Genomic DNA, 15,840 nt, shown 5'->3' on the forward strand with positions numbered 1-15,840 from the left:
ATATCGTCATTGGTCATCCGGCGCTTTCGTCCGTGAAAGTCGAAGCCAATTAACCCATTGCTTTTCATGAGAAGAATTTACTTTTACCAGTCCCTTGTCAATTGCCATCAAGCAGCATTGCCACACATCCCCATTAAAAAACGCGGCCTGTTGGCAATCGATGGCGGCCAGCTCCAGCCAGACACTTTGCTGGTGTTTTTCACTGAGCTGAATGGCTCCGGCCAGTGCCAGATAACAGAGATCGAACAGGCCGTGGTGATCGAGGGCGGTCGCCGCCTTGGGCAGGAAGGGATGGCTGACGATGCCGAGGCTGATGTGGCGATCCAGCGGGTGCTGGCAGGGGAAGGCGGCAAAGGCCGCGAGCAGATCCTGGGCCAGCCGGTGCAGGTCTTCCACATGGCGCTGGGGCACCACGTAGAGCAGGTGGCCTTCACGCAGATCGTAGATGCGCCCATCCTGCGGCGTCAGCCCGTTGACATAGCTGCCGAAGGCCTGCTCTATCTCGCGGCTCACCTGATAGCCGTGCTGCTCCAGGCTGTTGACCAGGAAGGGCACCCGAAACAGCAGATAGTGCAGCTTGTCGTCGAATTCGCTGGTGGGCAGCTCGCTCAGATACCAGCGTTCTGACTTTTGCTGGCGTCTGGCCATCTCGCGCGGCCAGCGGCTCATCAGTCGCTGCCAGTTGGCAAGGCCGGTGCGCGGCTCGATCAAGATGGCTTCACCCAGCTGCTTGCCTTGCAGGCGGGCGACCCTGAGCTTGAGCCAGAGGGTGAAGAACAGATAGATGAACAGGGTCAGCAGCAGGCCCGTGATGACGCTCGACCAGAGGTAGCGATCCTGCTGATGCCGGCTGGTATCTAGCTGTTGTTCCAGCTCTTTGATCTGCTGCTCCCGCTCCACCTGGACATAGTTGTCGCGGATCGCCTCTTGCTCCAGATCGACCTGCTGCTGGCGCACCTGCTCGCTGCGCTGGTGGAAATTCTTGTAGCTGTCCAGCGCCTGCTTGAGGTAGCCCTTCTGCTCGTAGGCCACCGAGAGCAGCCGGAAGATTTCGAACTGGCGCTGGGCATCGCCGATCTGGTTGGCCAGCGCCAGCGCATTTTCCAGCTGCAGGATGGCGATGCCACCCTCCTTCTGCTTGAGGTGCAGCTCACCCAGCAGCAGCAGGGTGTCGATCAGCGGCTCCTTGTCGTCGCCCAGCTCGTGGGACTGGCGGGCCGCTGTGAGGTAGTTGCGGGCCAGGGTCAGGTTGCCGGTTTGCAGATAGGTCTTGCCTATCTCGTACTTGAGATTGGCGATGCGGGTGCGATTGTTGCCCTCGTCCAGCAGATCCAGCGCATTGAAGAAGTAGACCAGCGCCATGTTCATCTCGCCCTGATCCCGGTTGAGGCGGGCGAGCACGATCAGCGCATCGCTGAGCAGGGAGGGGTTGCCGAGGGCATGGAAGTAGTTGGCGGCCTCATTGGCGTATTGCAGCGCCTTCTGTGGCTCCTGCTCCGCCTGATAGAGGTTCACTATCTGGTTCGACAGCAGCCCGAGGAAGAGGGGATCCTGCAGTCCCCTGGCCTGTTGCTGGGCGTCGATATAGTCGCCTAGCGAGAGCTGGGGCTGCCTGAGGGCATGGTAGAGATCGCCGCTCACCGCGCTGACCCAGGCGCTGGCCAGCGGCTCCTTGGTCTTGTTCGCCCAGCGCCTAGCCTCGGCCAGCTGGCGTTTGGCCTCGTCGAACTGGTGCGCCTCTATGCTGGCGTTGGTGCGCAGCAAGCGGCTGTAGACCTGCAGCTGGCTCTCTTTGAGGCTGGGATTGCTGAGCAGGGTCTCCAGCTGGCCGAGCAGGCCGGCGCTGGCGCCATGGGAGTGATCCTGCAGATTCTGGCTGCGGATCTTGAGATAGAGGCCGTGAGCCTGCAACTCCAGTTGCTGCTCCTTGGCGGCCATGGCGATGCCCTGATCGAGCGACTTCTGTGCCGCCTGGAACTGGCCCAGTTGCAGCAGACACTCCCCCTTGAGCAGGTGAGCGCCTGTGGCCTGGGCGGCCGTGCCATAGCTCAGCAATGGCTCGCGATAGCCGTACTCCTGGCGATTGCTGATGATTTGCTTGGGATTATTGGCTGTGCGTGTCAGGAAGGCCGAGGTGATCTGGACACATCTGGCAGGATCGGTGAGCACCAGGGTCTGGGCCTGCTGCAGATCGATAGACAACTGCTCCTTGGCCAGATCCAGATCAGGAGCCGACAGGGAGGACATCATCATTGCCAGAAAAAACAGTTGATTCATTGGATTAAGGACAGCACAGGGGTGTGGGCATGTTATCCAAGCCCCCCCCTGCCCGTCCAGCGTTTACTGGCGGGGAAGGGGGAAGGGGTCTGGTATCCAAGCCCCTTGTTGTCAGCCGCGTCCAGCGTTGACTGGCAGTGACAGGGGAAGGGGCCTGGTATTCAAGCCCTTCCTGTCTGCCGCGTTCGACGTTTACTGGCAGGGATAGAGGAGGGGCTCGGTATCCAGGCGCCTTCCCGTCAACTGCCCCGGCGTTTACTGGCGGATAAGGCGCAGGTTGGTGGGGGGAACTTCCCAGTCGCTGCGGAACGGGTTGATATCCAGTCCGCCACGGCGGGTATAGCGGGCATAGACGGTCAGCTGGCTCGGGCGACAGAAGTGTTTGAGATCGGTGAAGATCCGCTCGATGCACTGCTCGTGGAACTCGTTGTGCTGGCGAAACGAGATGAGGTAGCGCAGCAGTTTTTCCCGATCGAGGCGCGGGCCGCGATAGTGGATCACCACGGATCCCCAGTCCGGCTGGCTGGTCACCAGGCAGTTGGACTTGAGCAGGTGGCTGTGCAGTGTCTCTTCCACCTCCTCGTTGCTCGCTGCCCCCTGCAGCAGCTCGGCATCGAACTCGTAGCAGTCCACCTCTATGTCTTGCTCATCGATGCACTCCCCCGGCAGGGTCGCAATGTGGTGGGGCGCCTGGGTCAGCGGGAACAGGGTGACGCTCACATCACTGCCGGCACAGGCACTCAGATCTTTGACCAGCAGCGCCTGTACCGCTTCCAGCGAGTCGCAACGGGTCTGGTTGAAGGAGTTGAGATAGAGCTTGAACGACTTGGATTCGATGAGGTTGGCGCTGGTCGCCGGGACTGAGACCTCGCCGACGGCCACCATGGGCTTGCCTTTGGCATTGAGCCAGGAGAGCTCGTACAGGGTCCAGATGTCACAACCCTGGAACGGCAGCGTGCCGGTCAGGCCGAGGTCGTCGCGGTTCAGGCTGCGCGGTACCGGTTGCAGCAGGGCCGGGCTGTACTGGCTGATGTAGGCGGACTGCTGGCCCAGGCTCAGCCCCTGCAAGGCGCTGGCACCTGCGTATCTTTCTTGTTTGCTCATGTGTTTGATGATCCGGACGTTGAATGGGCCATTGCGCTGGCAGCGGCTGGGGCCCTTGCCCCAGGTCGGCGTTGCGGGAGGATAGCCACCCAGTGGCGACGTCTCGCGCTTCACCTTGTCTGCTCACGGCTTTGATGGTGCAATAGCGGACTTTGGCAGCAATTGTGGGGAATTTCGATGTCGGATCAAGTCTTGTCTGCCCTGGAACACTTTTTTTTACGCTGGCAGCGTGATGGCGAGGCGAGGCGGGGACTGCCCCTGTGTGAATGGGAGGCTGACTGGCGCTCCCCTTGCGAGCTGGATGAGCCCAGAGAGGGACGGGTCGCCTGGCGTCCGCAGCAGCGCAGTGAACCCGCGGATTTCACGGCCATGGCCGATGCGCTGGAGCTGGTGCTGCATCCCGCAGCCCTTGCCCTGTTTGGTCACTGGTTCAGCCGCCCTATTCCCTGTTCCTACAAGGGGTTGCGCCTTGAGTTGATCCTGCCGTGGAACGAGGCGGATCTGGACCTGCTCAGGGAGAACCTCATCGGCCACCTGTTGATGCTGCGCAAGTTGAAGCGAGCGCCATCGATCTTCATCGCCACCACCCGCAACGAGATGACGCTTATTTCCCTTGATAACGACAGTGGTCAGGTGTGGCTGGAGTGGCTCGACTCAGGTCGCCGTCTGGCGCTGGCGCCCTCCTTGCCCGATTTTCTCACGCGGCTGGAGACCTTGCCGCAATAAGGGGCCTTGCACAAATCCTAACGAAAAGAGCCTTGCCGCTTGGCAAGGCTCTTTTTCATTGTCCCTTTATCACGGCTGGCGTGGCCCCTAATCCTTGAAGTCCCAGGAGAGGTTGGAGACCAGCCGGCAGGGATCGCACTTGAAGTCGAAGATCTCGTGCAGCGGTTCGGTTAGCGCCCATTCACCGCCACAGCCGGGGCAGGGGCGAGCCTTCTCTTCGGCGGCGTTCAGCCCGCCGACCCGGTAGAGGTAGTAATAGGTAGGAATGCCGCTCAGGGCCTCCAGCCGCTTGCCGAGATCGCTGCCACGGCGTTGCAGACGGCTGCCTACCTCGCCGATTTCGTGCAATGCCGCGTGTTCGGCGATGGAGCCGTTCATCTGCAGCTGATCACACGCCTCCCAATCCTCCTGCCACTTGATGATCTGCTTGTGGTCGCCGTTGGCGATGGCCGGCAGCCGGTAGAGCGGTATGGGGGCGAAGTGGTCGCCACAACGCAGTGGCGAGCAGGTGTGCAGGAAGCTGGTGTAGAGCAGCATCCAGCTCGGCCGCTCGTCGGTATGGCCGCAAGGATCCGTGCTGTCGGAGAGCAGATCCACCCCTTGCAGCTGAAGTTTTGGTGCGAGCAGTCCTGCCTGATTGAGCTGTTGTTCAGCCAGTGTCACCTGTTCGCTCTGGTTGTCCGGGTGCAGGCTGTCTTGCTCGGGGCAGACCACCCGGCTGATGAACTGACCCTGCTGCATGCTGGTGGGAAATTCCCGGCCAAGGATCTGGCCCTGATAGCGCAGCATGTCTAGGTAGTTGACTATGGCCCGCTCGGCCTCACCGAGGGAAGTATCGCGATAGCACTCAAAGCTGAGTTCGAGAATGTACATGGGGGCTCAGTCCGGCTGGCGTTGAAGCAGCAGAGCGGTCAGGCGATCGACCTTCTGCTCGAGCCGGTTGAGCTGCTCGCTCAACAGCTGCAGGTTGGCGGCATCGGCCGCCATCTCGGGCTTGGCAACCGCAGGCGTGGTAGCCGCGGATGGCTCGGTGGGCTGGGGTTGCTGTTTCCACTGGCTCAGCGCTTTCAGCAGCTCGGCCATGGGCACGGGCTGGCTGAGGCGAGCCTTGACCATGGCGGTGGAGGGGGCGATCCCCTTCGCGGCCAGTTCGTTGGCAATGCGGATGATCTCTTGGGCGGACATGAGGGCTCCTGCGCAGGATGGCGGTGATACGGGCTGGACGGGGCACAGAGCTTAACCAAACCGCCTTCGTCTGGAAAGCGGGCTGGCGAGAGGAGGAGGTTCAATCGGTCTGGCGCAGCAGCACATCCAGCTGATCGATGGCTTCCGACCAGTCCGAATCATCCCAGAGCGCATCGCGCAGGAAGTTGGCCTGGGATTGGGTCCAGAAATCGGCCTCGGGCAGCAGGGTCTGATTGTCCAGCCGGTGTTCGTGGATGAAGCGGTGCAGGCTCAGCTCGTCGTTGGCCAGGCCCAGCTGGGCAAACAGGGCGGACAGGTCGTGGGTCAGGAATTCCATCTCATCTCTCCCGGGGGACATTCCTGAAAATTATAGGCCCGGATCCGTACCGGCTTGCTATTGCGATGGCATGGGCACGATGCGGAGTGGCTGGCCTGAGGTGGTCTGGGGCCAGCGGGAGTCGCGCTGGCTGGCTTACTGGGATGGCATGCGATGGGGTGGCAGGTCGACGCCGACTATGTGCAGTCCCTGCATGCGCAACTGTCCCTGATAGTGGCTCTCGCCATCGCTGGAAAATTCAAATTCGTAGTAGGTCAACAGGCGCAGTGGCTGATGGGCCAGTGCACGGTGGCTGCGCGCCAGCGACAGCAATTGCAGATCGTGATGCTGGCAGTAGCGGCGCATGTATTGCCAGGCGAGTTCGGCCTGGCGGCGCTGATGCCAGAAGGCAGCGCCGATGAGGATAAGCAGCAAGATACCGAGCATTTCACCCATCGAGGGCTCCTTCCTTGTGATGTGGCCTGGTGTGGACCGAGTGGCGAGCCACCCGGCCGTTATTCCATCAGATGTTACGCCGCGGCAAACAGACGGCCTATGGCCTGACCGAGCGCATCGCTACGCGCCGGATCCCGTAATCTGGCCAGCATATCATCGCGCAGGGCCGGCAGGGTCACCAGTTCGGCAAACACCTGATTGAAGAACTGGGGCGGTTGCAGCGCCAGCTGCTCCAGGAACAGGCCGAGCAGGTTCGGCTCCTTCAGATCGGGCCAGAGGCGACCGGCGATGGCGAGCAGCAGGGCCGGGCTCGGCTGGGTTTGCAGCAGGGTCAGCAGCTTGTTGGTGCGCATGGCATTGCCGTTGCAAGAGGCCAGCGCCCGGCACAGGTAGGCCAGGGTTTCCGGGTTGGGCTCGGCGCTCTCCTGCTCCTTGCCGATGCGCTCAAACAGGGCACCCTGCACGGCCGGTGGCAGCGGGACGTTTTCCAGGCTCTGGCACAGGGCGTAGAGCGGCGCCTGGGGCAGCCTTGGCAACGCCTTGCACACCAGCGCCAGATTGCGCTCGTCCTGCAGCCGCTCGGCCATGTCGGCGAAGCCTTGCAGGCCCAGCGCCTGCCAGCCTTCGTCGCCTGGTGCCGCCAGATAGTGGCAGAGGGCGTCGTAGTAGGTGGAAGGGGCCTGTTCCAGCTGGCGGGCCAGCTTGGCATGCAGGCTGGCCATCTTGGCCTCGGCCGGGCGGAAGGTGTAGGGGTTGTCGGCCAGTCGCTGGGCCTTCTCTTCATCCAGATCACCGGTCAGCTTGTAGCCCAGGGTCTCGACCACTTGATCCATGAAGAGCTTGGGGCCGCTGCCGATGAGCAGACCGCGCTCATCGAGCGCAAACTTGAGGAACCAGAGATAGTGCCTGGACTCCGCCGGCTGGAAGAAATGGACGCCGAGCCAGGCGTGCTGTTGCAGGGGCCAGGGATAGGGTTCTTGCTGCTGCTCGATGCGCACGAAGGTATCGCTCGCCAGCGGTCGCACCTGGCGACCCATGTCGAACAGTTGAAACTGGGTATCGGCCTGGGTCAGAAACTCGGTCAGCGTGTTGATGGTAGACATGATGTGATCCGGCTAAGGGTGATGCGGGCCGATTATAAAGCGGTTGTATCAGATAGCCAGCAGGGGTACCAAGAGCGCTTTATTACAGGCGCAGCGGGTCAAGCTGTATAAAGCGGTTGCATCAGATAGCCTGTGGGGGCTCGGCTCTGCGTCCAGCCTGCCAATGGAACATGGCAGAGGGGGAGGGGGACGGTGTATAGTAGCGCCCTTTTTTGATGAGCCCAGCCAGCCTGTGTCAGTTTTACAGGGGAGGCTGAATGAGCAAGAGGACGACGAGATGAATCAATATTTGCTGGTAGCAGGCCTGTTGGGTGAACTCACCGCCGAGTTGCAGCGCCTGGAGCGCTGGCAAGATGAGCATCCGGGTGAAGAGGCCCTGGCGAGCGAGCTGCCGTTCTGTGTCGATACCCTGAGCTTCGATCAGTGGCTGCAGTTCGTGCTGATCCCGCGCATGGAGCAACTGGTCATGCTGCAAGCGCCGCTGCCCACCAGCGTCTCCCTCTATCCCATGGCGAGCGAAGTCTACAAAGAAGAGCTGGCCGACGTGGAAGCCCTGCTGCGGTTGATCGCCCGCTTCGATCTGCTGCTCTCCGGCAAAGTGGTTGAGCAATGATGAGTGAGCAGGCAAAGGAAGAAAACGCCTTGCAACTGACCCTGCCCTATCAGAAGGAAACGCCGGCTGGTGGTAGCCCCAATGGTTGCCGTACTAACGACGGCGGCGCGATGAAGCTGACCCTGCCCTATCAGAAGGAAACGCCGGCTGGTGGCGGCCCCAATGGTTGCTGTACTAACGACGGCGGCGCGATGAAGCTGACTCTGCTCTATCAGGATGACTGGCTGGTGGCGGTCAACAAGCCGTCGGGCCTGCTGGTGCACCGCAGCTGGCTCGACAAGGCCGAGACCCGCTTCGCCATGCAGATGACCCGGGATCTCATCGGCGGCCGCCACGTCTACCCCGTGCATCGCCTCGATCGCCCAACCTCAGGCGTACTGCTGTTTGCACTGGATCCTGCGGTTGCCCGCACCCTGACCGAGGCGTTTGCCGCCCGTCGGGTGCACAAAGAGTATCTGGCGCTGGTGCGGGGCTGGGCCCCGGAGCAGGGGGTGATCGATTACCCCCTCAAAGAGCAGTTGGACAAGATAGCCGACGCCATGAGCTCCCCGGATCGCCCGGCTCAGGAGGCGGTCACCGCATTTCATCGCCTGCACCAGGTCGAACTGCCCCATGCGGTTTCCAAGAAGCACCCCACCAGTCGTTACAGCCTGGTCAGGTTGTTCCCGAAAACCGGTCGCAAGCATCAGCTGCGCCGCCATCTGGCCCACCTGTTCCACCCCATAGTCGGGGATACCAGCCATGGTGATGGCCGTCACAACCGCTTCTTTCGCGAGCAGCTGGGGTGCGAACGCCTGCTGCTGGTGGCCCGCAGACTCAGTTTCGAGCACCCGATCCTCAAAGTCCCGATGCGGATCCAGGCGCCGCTGGGGCCGGACGTCTTGCAGCTGTTTGCCGAGCTGGGCTGGCCCGCCAGCGAGAGCGACTACTGATCTTCACCTGGCCTGCTCACTCACTGCCGGGTGTTGCCTTCGACCGGGTTGTGGCATGCTGTAAAGCTACGCCAGTCAAAGGAATCCGTTATGGCTCAGATAGATATAGTGGTGGGAACCGTTTATGGCGCGGCCATGCTGGTTGCCGAGACGCTGTCAGCGCAGTTGCAGCAGGCCGGACATGAGTGCCAGATCTTCGATGAGGCCGTGCTGGAAGACCTGGACGCCTCCCGCTTCCTGCTGGTGATCACCGCCACTACGGGGCAGGGCGATATTCCGCCCAATCTGCAACCCTTAGCCGCCGCCCTGGCCGATCGGGCGCCTTATATGAAAGGGTGGCGCTATGCGCTCATCGCCATGGGTGACAGCAGCTATGAACACTTTTGCGGTGCAGGCCGTCAGCTTGACGACCTGTTGCAGGAGCTGGGGGCCAGGGCTCTGTTGCCCCGTCTGGAGATAGATGCCACCGTCGACGATGAACCGGAAAAAGTGGCGCTGGCCTGGCTAACCGGCTGGGAAAATACACTCTAGTTTTCCCCTCCTTGTGTTCTTTATTTGTCCCCCGTTGGTTTGCCCATGGGGGATGTTTATTTCCGGGCCAGACCAGTCTCAACTGACCATATTTCCCACTTTTCATCCGGTTATTTTTCTGGCATCCCTTCGTTTGGTCGAGCATTTATTTCTGTCATGACAGACATGCAAGAAAATTAAAAGTTCCGCATTGAAAGCGATTTCAGTCATGTTTTTGTCATTGATTTGGGTATTTTATACTTAATCAGCGAAGCGAATTAATGTTTGATAGCGATTTCAAGCTATGTTTTTTGCTTGTTTGCGTTTTTAATTGGTGAGTTATTGCTGATTGTTTGCTTCCCATGCCCTATAAAACCCTCTTGGGTGTGGGGTGGGCGATTTGTCGCCATTTTGTGAATCAGCTCATGTTTGTCCCGAAATTGGCTACCTATAATCGGCCTCGGTTATCACCTAAACGTTTTTATGGTGATAAGAACTTGGATATTCAGGATCACACTCCTCTCAGCGGGAATAAGGAAAATGAAAATGAAAGCAAAGTGGCTCCCGATCGCTGCAGCAGTAACCGCAGCCCTGGCTTCCCAAGCCGCCTTCGCCGTTGATTTCCACGGCTACTTCCGTTCAGGTGTTGGCGTTTCCGGTGACGGAGACATGGTTAAATACAACGTGAACAAGGTTGGTCGTCTGGGTAACGAAAATGATACCTACGGCGAAGTTCAGCTGGGTCAGGAAGTATTCAACAAGGATGGCAAGACTTTCTACGTTGACTCCATGTTCGCCATGGCTTCCAACGGTTCAAACGACTGGGAAGGTACCGGTACCGTTTGTAACTTCGATGCCAAACAGTGCAACGGTGATTCCGATTTCGCCCTGCGCCAGTTCAACGTCCAGGCCAAGGGCCTGCTGGGTTTTGCACCGGAAGCCACCCTGTGGGCCGGTAAGCGTTACTACCAACGTCACGACATCCACATCTCCGACTTCTACTACTGGAATATCTCCGGTGCCGGTGCCGGTATCGAAGGCATCCAGGCCGGTCCTGGCAAGATCTCCTTCGCCTGGGTTCGCAACGACCGCAGCGCGGCCGATGTGTTCGGTCAGTACACTAAGACCGGTGTAAATAAAAAACCTGTTTTGGATGCAAACGGCAACCCGACTGGTAACTATGTAGAAGATCCTACTTACACCAAGAACGAAGATGTTAACGTCAACACACTGGACCTGCGTTATGCCGGTATCCCGCTGTGGAGCGAAGCGTCTCTGGAACTGGGCGTAGACTACGCACTGGTTAACGAGACTGAAGCGCAGAAACCGCTGAAAAACAACAATATGAAAGACGGCGTCATGCTGACTGCCGAACTGACCCAAGGCATCCTGGGTGGCTTCAACAAGACTGTGCTGCAGTACGGTACTGAAGGTTACTCCAAGACCATGGCCTTCTACGGTGACGGTTCCTGGTACGGTGCCGAAGCCAAAGACGGTGCTGATGGTTTCCGCATCATCAACTGGGGTGTTGTTCCCATGGGCAACAACTTCGAGATGGGTCACCAGCTGGTCTACGGTGTAGGCAACGAGATGTGGGATGGCAACGACAAGGTTGAAGCCATGTCCGCCGTTGTTCGCCCCATGTACAAGTGGGATGACTTCAACAAGACCATCTTCGAAGGCGGCTACTTCAAGGACAAGACCAAGTCCACCAACGGTACCTCTGTTGATGACTCCGGCTACAAGCTGACCCTGGCTCAAGCCTGGTCTGCCGGCTCCAGCTTCTGGGCTCGTCCTGAAATCCGTGTGTTCGCCTCCTACCTGGCCAATGACGAAGATCAGAAAGTCTTCGAAAGCGGCACCTCCAAAGACACCTACCAAGTGGGTGTGCAAGCGGAAGCTTGGTGGTAAGCACTTCTTTCAGTTAAGTTAGTCACTGCCCCCGTATGGGGGCAGTTTTGTTTCGCCGGGTAACGGCAACCGGGTTATGGAGATAAGAAGAATGAAACTGGTAAAGATGTCTATCGCAGCCGTGGTTACTGCGCTGTTGGCCGGTTGTTCCGGTAGCATGTTGATCCCCGTGCAGGATCACGCATCCATCCTGAGTAATGCCGAACAGGCCAAGCAGGCGCTCTCACAGGCAACCAGCTGCTGCGCTGCTTTCAACGATTTCAATTATGTGAGCCTGCCGGAAGGCGATACCTTGCTGGCCCTCGATGGCAAGCAACCCAGTTTTCAGTTTGACGAGGGGATGAGCTACTTTGCGGCTTATCGCCTGCCAGCCAACACCGGCAACCTGGCCATCAAGGTCGCCTCCCAGGTGAGCAAGACAGTGCTGGTGCCTCAGGTCATCATGCTGGATGCCCAGTTCAAGGTGACTCGTGTGCTGGGTGAGTCGGTATTCAGCTACCAGCCAGCCCATCTGCTGGACAACGATCGCATCGAAGGCAAAGTGTTTGTCGATCGCAGCATGCCGGGCAACCCGGCGGCTGAAACCTACATGATTGTCTATGCCCCGGCCAACCAGCTGGCGGGCAGTACCACCATATTGCATCCCTCCAAGGCGTTTGCCCGTGCGAATGGCACGGTCGAGCCGGATATCAAGGATCCCGTGATCCCGCACTCCCCATGGGGCCTGGTGCAGATCGAAGTCGTCGATATGGCCAAGGGGCAGGGTCTTGAGGCCGTCTTCAAACCCGAGTACGCAGACAAGGTGGCGATGAGCCAGGCCGCACCGGCGACCGCCGCCGTGGCCGCTGGTACTGTGACGGTTGCAGCCGTTGCTGCGCCCAGCAAACCCGCACCCGCCATGCTGACCGAAACCGAGGCCTTCTATCAGTCCCAGATCGAGAAAGCGGTGAAAGCCGGTGATATCGACAAGGCGATGCAACTGGTCAATGAGGCCGAGCGTGCCGGCTCGACCAAGGCGAAATCCGTCTTTATTGACGCGGTCAAGCGTTCGCAGAAAGGCTGAATATTGCCCAGTCTTTAAAAGATAATATTTATTTGAGGCCTCCCTTGTTGGAGGCCTTTTTAATCGGTAGACTAAAATAGAAAAAACAGCAAATGGTTACATTAAGTTACAATGCGTTTCTTTCGGCATTAATATGATTGGTTAAAATACAATGCGAAACAGCACTTTTCATATTTATGGCGTAGCATGAAAATGCCGAAATATATCTGTAATTCCCCCGAATTTCCCCTCAGAATTATCTTGTGATCTCCCCTCCAAATTTTTTATTCCCTTGCGCCTGATGGAAGAAATTTCCGATCTGCTGGGTTATATTCATCTGGTCAAAATAAACAACCCCCAATCGAATTCATGCCGATGAAGATGATGCTCGTGATCGTCTATCAATTGGACTGAACCGTTTACGGGAAGACAATTCATTCAGGAGCGCACACATGTTTAAAAATGCTTTCTCTAATCTGCAAAAGGTCGGTAAGGCGCTGATGCTGCCAGTATCGGTCTTGCCAGTTGCAGGTATTCTGCTGGGGGTGGGCGCCGCTCACTTCAGCTGGTTGCCAGAAATTGTCTCCCAATTGATGGAGCAAGCTGGTGGTTCCGTATTTGGTCAGATGGCCCTGCTGTTCGCAGTGGGTGTTGCCCTCGGCTTTACCAATAACGACGGCGTATCTGGTCTGTCAGCCATCGTTGGCTACGGCATCATGACCGCTACTCTGAAGGTGATGGCACCTGTGATGGGTGTTGAAACCATCGAGACCGGCGTACTGGGCGGTATCCTCGCCGGTGGTGTGGCTGCCTGGGCGTTCAACCGTTTCTACAAGATCCAGCTGCCAGAGTATCTGGGCTTCTTCGCCGGCAAGCGTGCCGTGCCCATCATCACAGGTTTCGTGTCCATCGGTCTGGGTGTGATCCTGTCCGTGATTTGGCCGCCAGTTGGTTCCGCCATCGGTGCCTTCTCCGACTGGGCTGCCAACCAGAACCCGGTACTGGCCTTCGGTATCTACGGCGTGGTTGAGCGCTCCCTGATCCCGTTCGGTCTGCACCACATCTGGAACGTACCTTTCTTCTATCAGGCGGGTACCTGTGTCAACGGCGCCGGTGAGACTGTTCACGGCATCATGACCTGCTTCCTGACTGCCGATGACGCTTCCCGCGCTGCCGGTAACGGCTTCGGTCAGCTGGCCGGTGGCTACCTGTTCAAGATGTTCGGTCTGCCTGCTGCTGCGTTTGCCATCGCTCACGCCGCCAAGCCGGAAAACCGCGCCAAGATCGTAGGTATCATGGCCTCTGCCGCCCTGACCTCTTTCCTGACCGGTATCACCGAGCCGATTGAGTTCTCCTTCCTGTTCATCGCTCCTGTGCTGTACGCGATTCACGCCGTACTGGCTGGTCTGGCCTATGTGCTGACCAACTCCCTGGGCGTGGTACACGGTCACACCTTCTCCAACGGTTTCATCGACTTCGTGGTGCAATCACCCCGTGCCGACAACATGTTGCTGCTGGTGGGTCTGGGTCTGGTCTACGCGGTCATCTACTACGTGGTGTTCAGCTTCGTAATCCGTGCCATGAACCTGAAAACCCCGGGTCGTGAAGACGAGACTGCTGAAGAGACCGTCAGCCAAAGCAAGGATGAGATGTCCGCTGCCCTGGTCACTGCCTTCGGTGGTAAAGAGAACATCGCTTCTCTGGATGCCTGCATCACCCGTCTGCGGGTTGGCGTGAAAGACGTGGCCAAGGTTGACCAGGCTGGTCTGAAGAAACTGGGTGCTGCCGGTGTGGTTGTGGCTGGTTCCGGCGTACAAGCCATCTTCGGTACCAAGTCAGACAACCTGAAAACCGACATGGATATCTGGATGAAGAGCAACTAATACAGTTGCCTGAATCCTGAAGTTCAGAAAAGGGAGGCGCAAGCCTCCCTTTTTGCTGGGCGAGCGTCAGGGTGATAGCGGGCAGGGACCGGATCCGTCGAGTTGCTCATCCAGTTGCATCCAAAGGAGTGGGGGTGAGGGGGGCGTTTATGGCCTGCTGCCCTCACCAGATGTTGACCCGCCCATGGCATACGGATCCCGCACAAAGAAAAGGGGCGCCTGACGGGCGCCCCTCGTTGCTGCCGGATCGGGCTTACAACTTCTCCAGATCCCGCTCTATTTCACTGATCTTGTTCTGCACCACTTTTTCCAGATGACGCAGGTCACGCAGTATCTTCTGCTTGATATCCGGGTCGGCCTGGACGTGCACGCCCTGGGTCAGGTTATCCAGCTCATCCACCACGTACTTGAGATTGGCGTTGATCTCGGTGACATCCTTGTACTCATGGGTACCCGAGTCGACCAGCATGGTCTTGCGCTGGCGGGGATATTTGAATTTGACACTCTTGGCGAAGAACTCGCCTTTCTGCTTCTTGAAGTAGATCTTGAGGATGTCGTGATTGGCTTCCTGGCGCAGGGTATAGCTGTCCACTGAGGTGGGTTCCTGGATCCCCAGGCTCTTCAGATTCTCGTACATCGGGCTTCCTCGGTTTGAAACGATCCTGACCCATCTATCTTAACCGAGTCTGTGTGGCTTGCCTGTGACAGGGGCGCCAAAATCAAAAGGGGCCCAAAAGGCCCCTTTTACCATGATGGCTGGTCGATCACTTATCGATGGCGCGCAGCAGTGCGCTGTTACCGACAGCCTGGGCCACGGGACATTCCTATCATCTGAATGTCGATGCAATCATAAAAAAGGGCGCCTCGAGGCGCCCTTGCAGCAAGCAGTTGGCCATTACTCGTCGATGGAGCGCAGCAGGGCGTTGATCCCTACCTTGGCACGGGTCTTGGCATCCACCTTCTTGACGATCACGGCGGCGTACAGGCTGTACTTGCCGCACTTGGAGGGCAGAGAGCCGGAGACGACCACGGAACCCGCAGGTACGCGACCGTAGTGAATTTCGCCGGTTTCGCGATCATAGATGCGGGTGGACTGGCCGATGAAGACGCCCATGGAGATGACGGAGCCTTCCTCGACGATCACACCCTCAACCACCTCGGAGCGGGCACCGATGAAACAGTTGTCTTCGATGATGGTCGGGTTGGCCTGCAGTGGCTCCAGTACGCCACCTATGCCGACGCCGCCGGAGAGGTGTACGTTCTTGCCGATCTGGGCGCAGGAGCCCACTGTGGCCCAGGTGTCGACCATGGTGCCTTCGTCAACGAAGGCGCCTATGTTGACGTAGGAGGGCATCAGCACGGTATTGGGAGCGATGAAGGAGCCTTTGCGGGCGGTTGCCGGCGGCACCACGCGCACACCCGCTTCCTTGAACTGCTCGGCTGTGTAGTCGGAGAACTTGAGGGGAACCTTGTCGTAGTACTGGGCATCGTCGCCCTTGATGATGCCGTTGTCATTGATGCGGAAGTAGAGCAGTACCGCTTTCTTCAACCACTGGTGTACCACCCACTCGCCGGCAATCTTCTCGGCGACACGGGCCTTGCCGGAATCCAGCAGGTCGATGGCTTGCAGGATGGCGGCCTTGGTGGCGGCATCGACTGAGCCGGGAGTGATGGAATCACGGCGCTCGAAGGCCGCTTCGATGATCTGTTGCAACTCGGTCATGACAGGTTTCCTTTAAAAAATTCCGTTTGTTGTATCACACTTTTCCAATTGTTTTTAAG

At 58.6% G+C, this 15,840-nt stretch carries 16 protein-coding genes; 7 read left to right on the forward strand and 9 right to left on the reverse strand.

All coding sequences use genetic code 11. The features are described 5' to 3' along the window. Positions 1–6: 6 nt before the first annotated feature. The gene (locus tag BN1118_RS04805; protein WP_043134459.1) at positions 7–2,277 is read right to left on the reverse strand and encodes a hypothetical protein; all 2,271 of its coding nucleotides are present in this window, start codon (positions 2,275–2,277) and stop codon (positions 7–9) included. A gap of 255 nt (positions 2,278–2,532) precedes the next feature. Beyond that, on the reverse strand, positions 2,533–3,381 hold the full coding sequence (gene queF, locus BN1118_RS04810; protein WP_043554884.1) for an NADPH-dependent 7-cyano-7-deazaguanine reductase QueF: 849 nt from the start codon (positions 3,379–3,381) through the stop codon (positions 2,533–2,535). Positions 3,382–3,558: 177 nt separating this feature from the next. Between queF and syd the strand changes: the two genes are divergently transcribed. Further along, the gene (gene syd, locus BN1118_RS04815) at positions 3,559–4,107 is read left to right on the forward strand and encodes a SecY-interacting protein (protein ID WP_043554767.1); all 549 of its coding nucleotides are present in this window, start codon (positions 3,559–3,561) and stop codon (positions 4,105–4,107) included. Between the two features lie 87 nt (positions 4,108–4,194). On the opposite strand, the gene BN1118_RS04820 is transcribed toward syd, so the two are convergent. The 5 genes from BN1118_RS04820 to BN1118_RS04840 form a co-directional block, all read right to left on the reverse strand. Next, positions 4,195–4,980, reverse strand: a complete 786-nt coding sequence (locus BN1118_RS04820; protein ID WP_043554768.1) for a Zn-ribbon-containing protein — start codon at positions 4,978–4,980, stop codon at positions 4,195–4,197. 6 nt (positions 4,981–4,986) lie between these two features. Then, on the reverse strand, positions 4,987–5,292 hold the full coding sequence (locus BN1118_RS04825; protein ID WP_042867180.1) for a hypothetical protein: 306 nt from the start codon (positions 5,290–5,292) through the stop codon (positions 4,987–4,989). A 100-nt stretch (positions 5,293–5,392) separates the two neighbouring features. Next, complete coding sequence (locus tag BN1118_RS04830; RefSeq protein WP_043554769.1) at positions 5,393–5,629, reverse strand: DUF2789 domain-containing protein; 237 nt, start codon at positions 5,627–5,629, stop codon at positions 5,393–5,395. A gap of 135 nt (positions 5,630–5,764) precedes the next feature. Further along, on the reverse strand, positions 5,765–6,064 hold the full coding sequence (locus tag BN1118_RS04835) for a DUF3301 domain-containing protein (RefSeq protein ID WP_043134468.1): 300 nt from the start codon (positions 6,062–6,064) through the stop codon (positions 5,765–5,767). Between the two features lie 74 nt (positions 6,065–6,138). Next, the gene (locus BN1118_RS04840; protein WP_043554770.1) at positions 6,139–7,167 is read right to left on the reverse strand and encodes a DUF3549 family protein; all 1,029 of its coding nucleotides are present in this window, start codon (positions 7,165–7,167) and stop codon (positions 6,139–6,141) included. A gap of 277 nt (positions 7,168–7,444) precedes the next feature. On the opposite strand from BN1118_RS04840, the gene BN1118_RS04845 reads away from it, so the two are divergent. From BN1118_RS04845 to ptsG, 6 genes are all read left to right on the forward strand, one after another. Next, positions 7,445–7,780: a YqcC family protein gene (locus tag BN1118_RS04845; RefSeq protein WP_042867184.1), complete on the forward strand. Its 336-nt coding sequence runs from the start codon at positions 7,445–7,447 to the stop codon at positions 7,778–7,780. 191 nt (positions 7,781–7,971) lie between these two features. Then, entirely contained in the window at positions 7,972–8,712 is a 741-nt protein-coding gene (gene truC, locus BN1118_RS04850) for a tRNA pseudouridine(65) synthase TruC (protein WP_043134766.1), read from the forward strand. Between the two features lie 90 nt (positions 8,713–8,802). Next, positions 8,803–9,243, forward strand: a complete 441-nt coding sequence (locus BN1118_RS04855) for a flavodoxin (protein WP_043554771.1) — start codon at positions 8,803–8,805, stop codon at positions 9,241–9,243. A gap of 525 nt (positions 9,244–9,768) precedes the next feature. Beyond that, positions 9,769–11,133 (forward strand): maltoporin, encoded by a 1,365-nt coding sequence (locus BN1118_RS04860; protein ID WP_043554772.1) that lies wholly within the window; start codon positions 9,769–9,771, stop codon positions 11,131–11,133. A gap of 91 nt (positions 11,134–11,224) precedes the next feature. Beyond that, positions 11,225–12,196 (forward strand): MalM family protein, encoded by a 972-nt coding sequence (locus tag BN1118_RS04865; RefSeq protein WP_043554773.1) that lies wholly within the window; start codon positions 11,225–11,227, stop codon positions 12,194–12,196. Positions 12,197–12,627: 431 nt separating this feature from the next. Next, positions 12,628–14,058, forward strand: coding sequence for a PTS glucose transporter subunit IIBC (gene ptsG / locus BN1118_RS04870; protein WP_043134475.1), 1,431 nt, complete (start codon positions 12,628–12,630; stop codon positions 14,056–14,058). A 253-nt stretch (positions 14,059–14,311) separates the two neighbouring features. On the opposite strand, the gene BN1118_RS04875 is transcribed toward ptsG, so the two are convergent. Next, on the reverse strand, positions 14,312–14,695 hold the full coding sequence (locus BN1118_RS04875; protein ID WP_011705091.1) for a DUF3461 family protein: 384 nt from the start codon (positions 14,693–14,695) through the stop codon (positions 14,312–14,314). Between the two features lie 258 nt (positions 14,696–14,953). After that, positions 14,954–15,781 carry a 2,3,4,5-tetrahydropyridine-2,6-dicarboxylate N-succinyltransferase gene (gene dapD / locus BN1118_RS04880; RefSeq protein WP_042867191.1) on the reverse strand — a complete coding sequence of 276 codons (828 nt, stop codon included), beginning with the start codon at positions 15,779–15,781 and terminating at the stop codon, positions 14,954–14,956. Positions 15,782–15,840 lie beyond the last annotated feature (59 nt).

It is taken from the genome of Aeromonas bestiarum, assembly GCF_000819745.1.
Taxonomy (GTDB): Bacteria; Pseudomonadota; Gammaproteobacteria; order Enterobacterales; family Aeromonadaceae; genus Aeromonas; species Aeromonas bestiarum.

Excerpts from the sequence above, each read along its gene's own strand:
- BN1118_RS04805 (WP_043134459.1), bottom strand. The coding sequence starts at position 2,277 with ATGAATCAACTGTTTTTTCTGGCAATGATGATGTCCTCCCTGTCGGCT.
- queF (WP_043554884.1), bottom strand. The coding sequence starts at position 3,381 with ATGAGCAAACAAGAAAGATACGCAGGTGCCAGCGCCTTGCAGGGGCTG.
- syd (WP_043554767.1), top strand. The coding sequence starts at position 3,559 with ATGTCGGATCAAGTCTTGTCTGCCCTGGAACACTTTTTTTTACGCTGG.
- BN1118_RS04820 (WP_043554768.1), bottom strand. The coding sequence starts at position 4,980 with ATGTACATTCTCGAACTCAGCTTTGAGTGCTATCGCGATACTTCCCTC.
- BN1118_RS04825 (WP_042867180.1), bottom strand. The coding sequence starts at position 5,292 with ATGTCCGCCCAAGAGATCATCCGCATTGCCAACGAACTGGCCGCGAAG.
- BN1118_RS04830 (WP_043554769.1), bottom strand. The coding sequence starts at position 5,629 with ATGGAATTCCTGACCCACGACCTGTCCGCCCTGTTTGCCCAGCTGGGC.
- BN1118_RS04835 (WP_043134468.1), bottom strand. The coding sequence starts at position 6,064 with ATGGGTGAAATGCTCGGTATCTTGCTGCTTATCCTCATCGGCGCTGCC.
- BN1118_RS04840 (WP_043554770.1), bottom strand. The coding sequence starts at position 7,167 with ATGTCTACCATCAACACGCTGACCGAGTTTCTGACCCAGGCCGATACC.
- BN1118_RS04845 (WP_042867184.1), top strand. The coding sequence starts at position 7,445 with ATGAATCAATATTTGCTGGTAGCAGGCCTGTTGGGTGAACTCACCGCC.
- truC (WP_043134766.1), top strand. The coding sequence starts at position 7,972 with ATGAAGCTGACTCTGCTCTATCAGGATGACTGGCTGGTGGCGGTCAAC.
- BN1118_RS04855 (WP_043554771.1), top strand. The coding sequence starts at position 8,803 with ATGGCTCAGATAGATATAGTGGTGGGAACCGTTTATGGCGCGGCCATG.
- BN1118_RS04860 (WP_043554772.1), top strand. The coding sequence starts at position 9,769 with ATGAAAGCAAAGTGGCTCCCGATCGCTGCAGCAGTAACCGCAGCCCTG.
- BN1118_RS04865 (WP_043554773.1), top strand. The coding sequence starts at position 11,225 with ATGAAACTGGTAAAGATGTCTATCGCAGCCGTGGTTACTGCGCTGTTG.
- ptsG (WP_043134475.1), top strand. The coding sequence starts at position 12,628 with ATGTTTAAAAATGCTTTCTCTAATCTGCAAAAGGTCGGTAAGGCGCTG.
- BN1118_RS04875 (WP_011705091.1), bottom strand. The coding sequence starts at position 14,695 with ATGTACGAGAATCTGAAGAGCCTGGGGATCCAGGAACCCACCTCAGTG.
- dapD (WP_042867191.1), bottom strand. The coding sequence starts at position 15,781 with ATGACCGAGTTGCAACAGATCATCGAAGCGGCCTTCGAGCGCCGTGAT.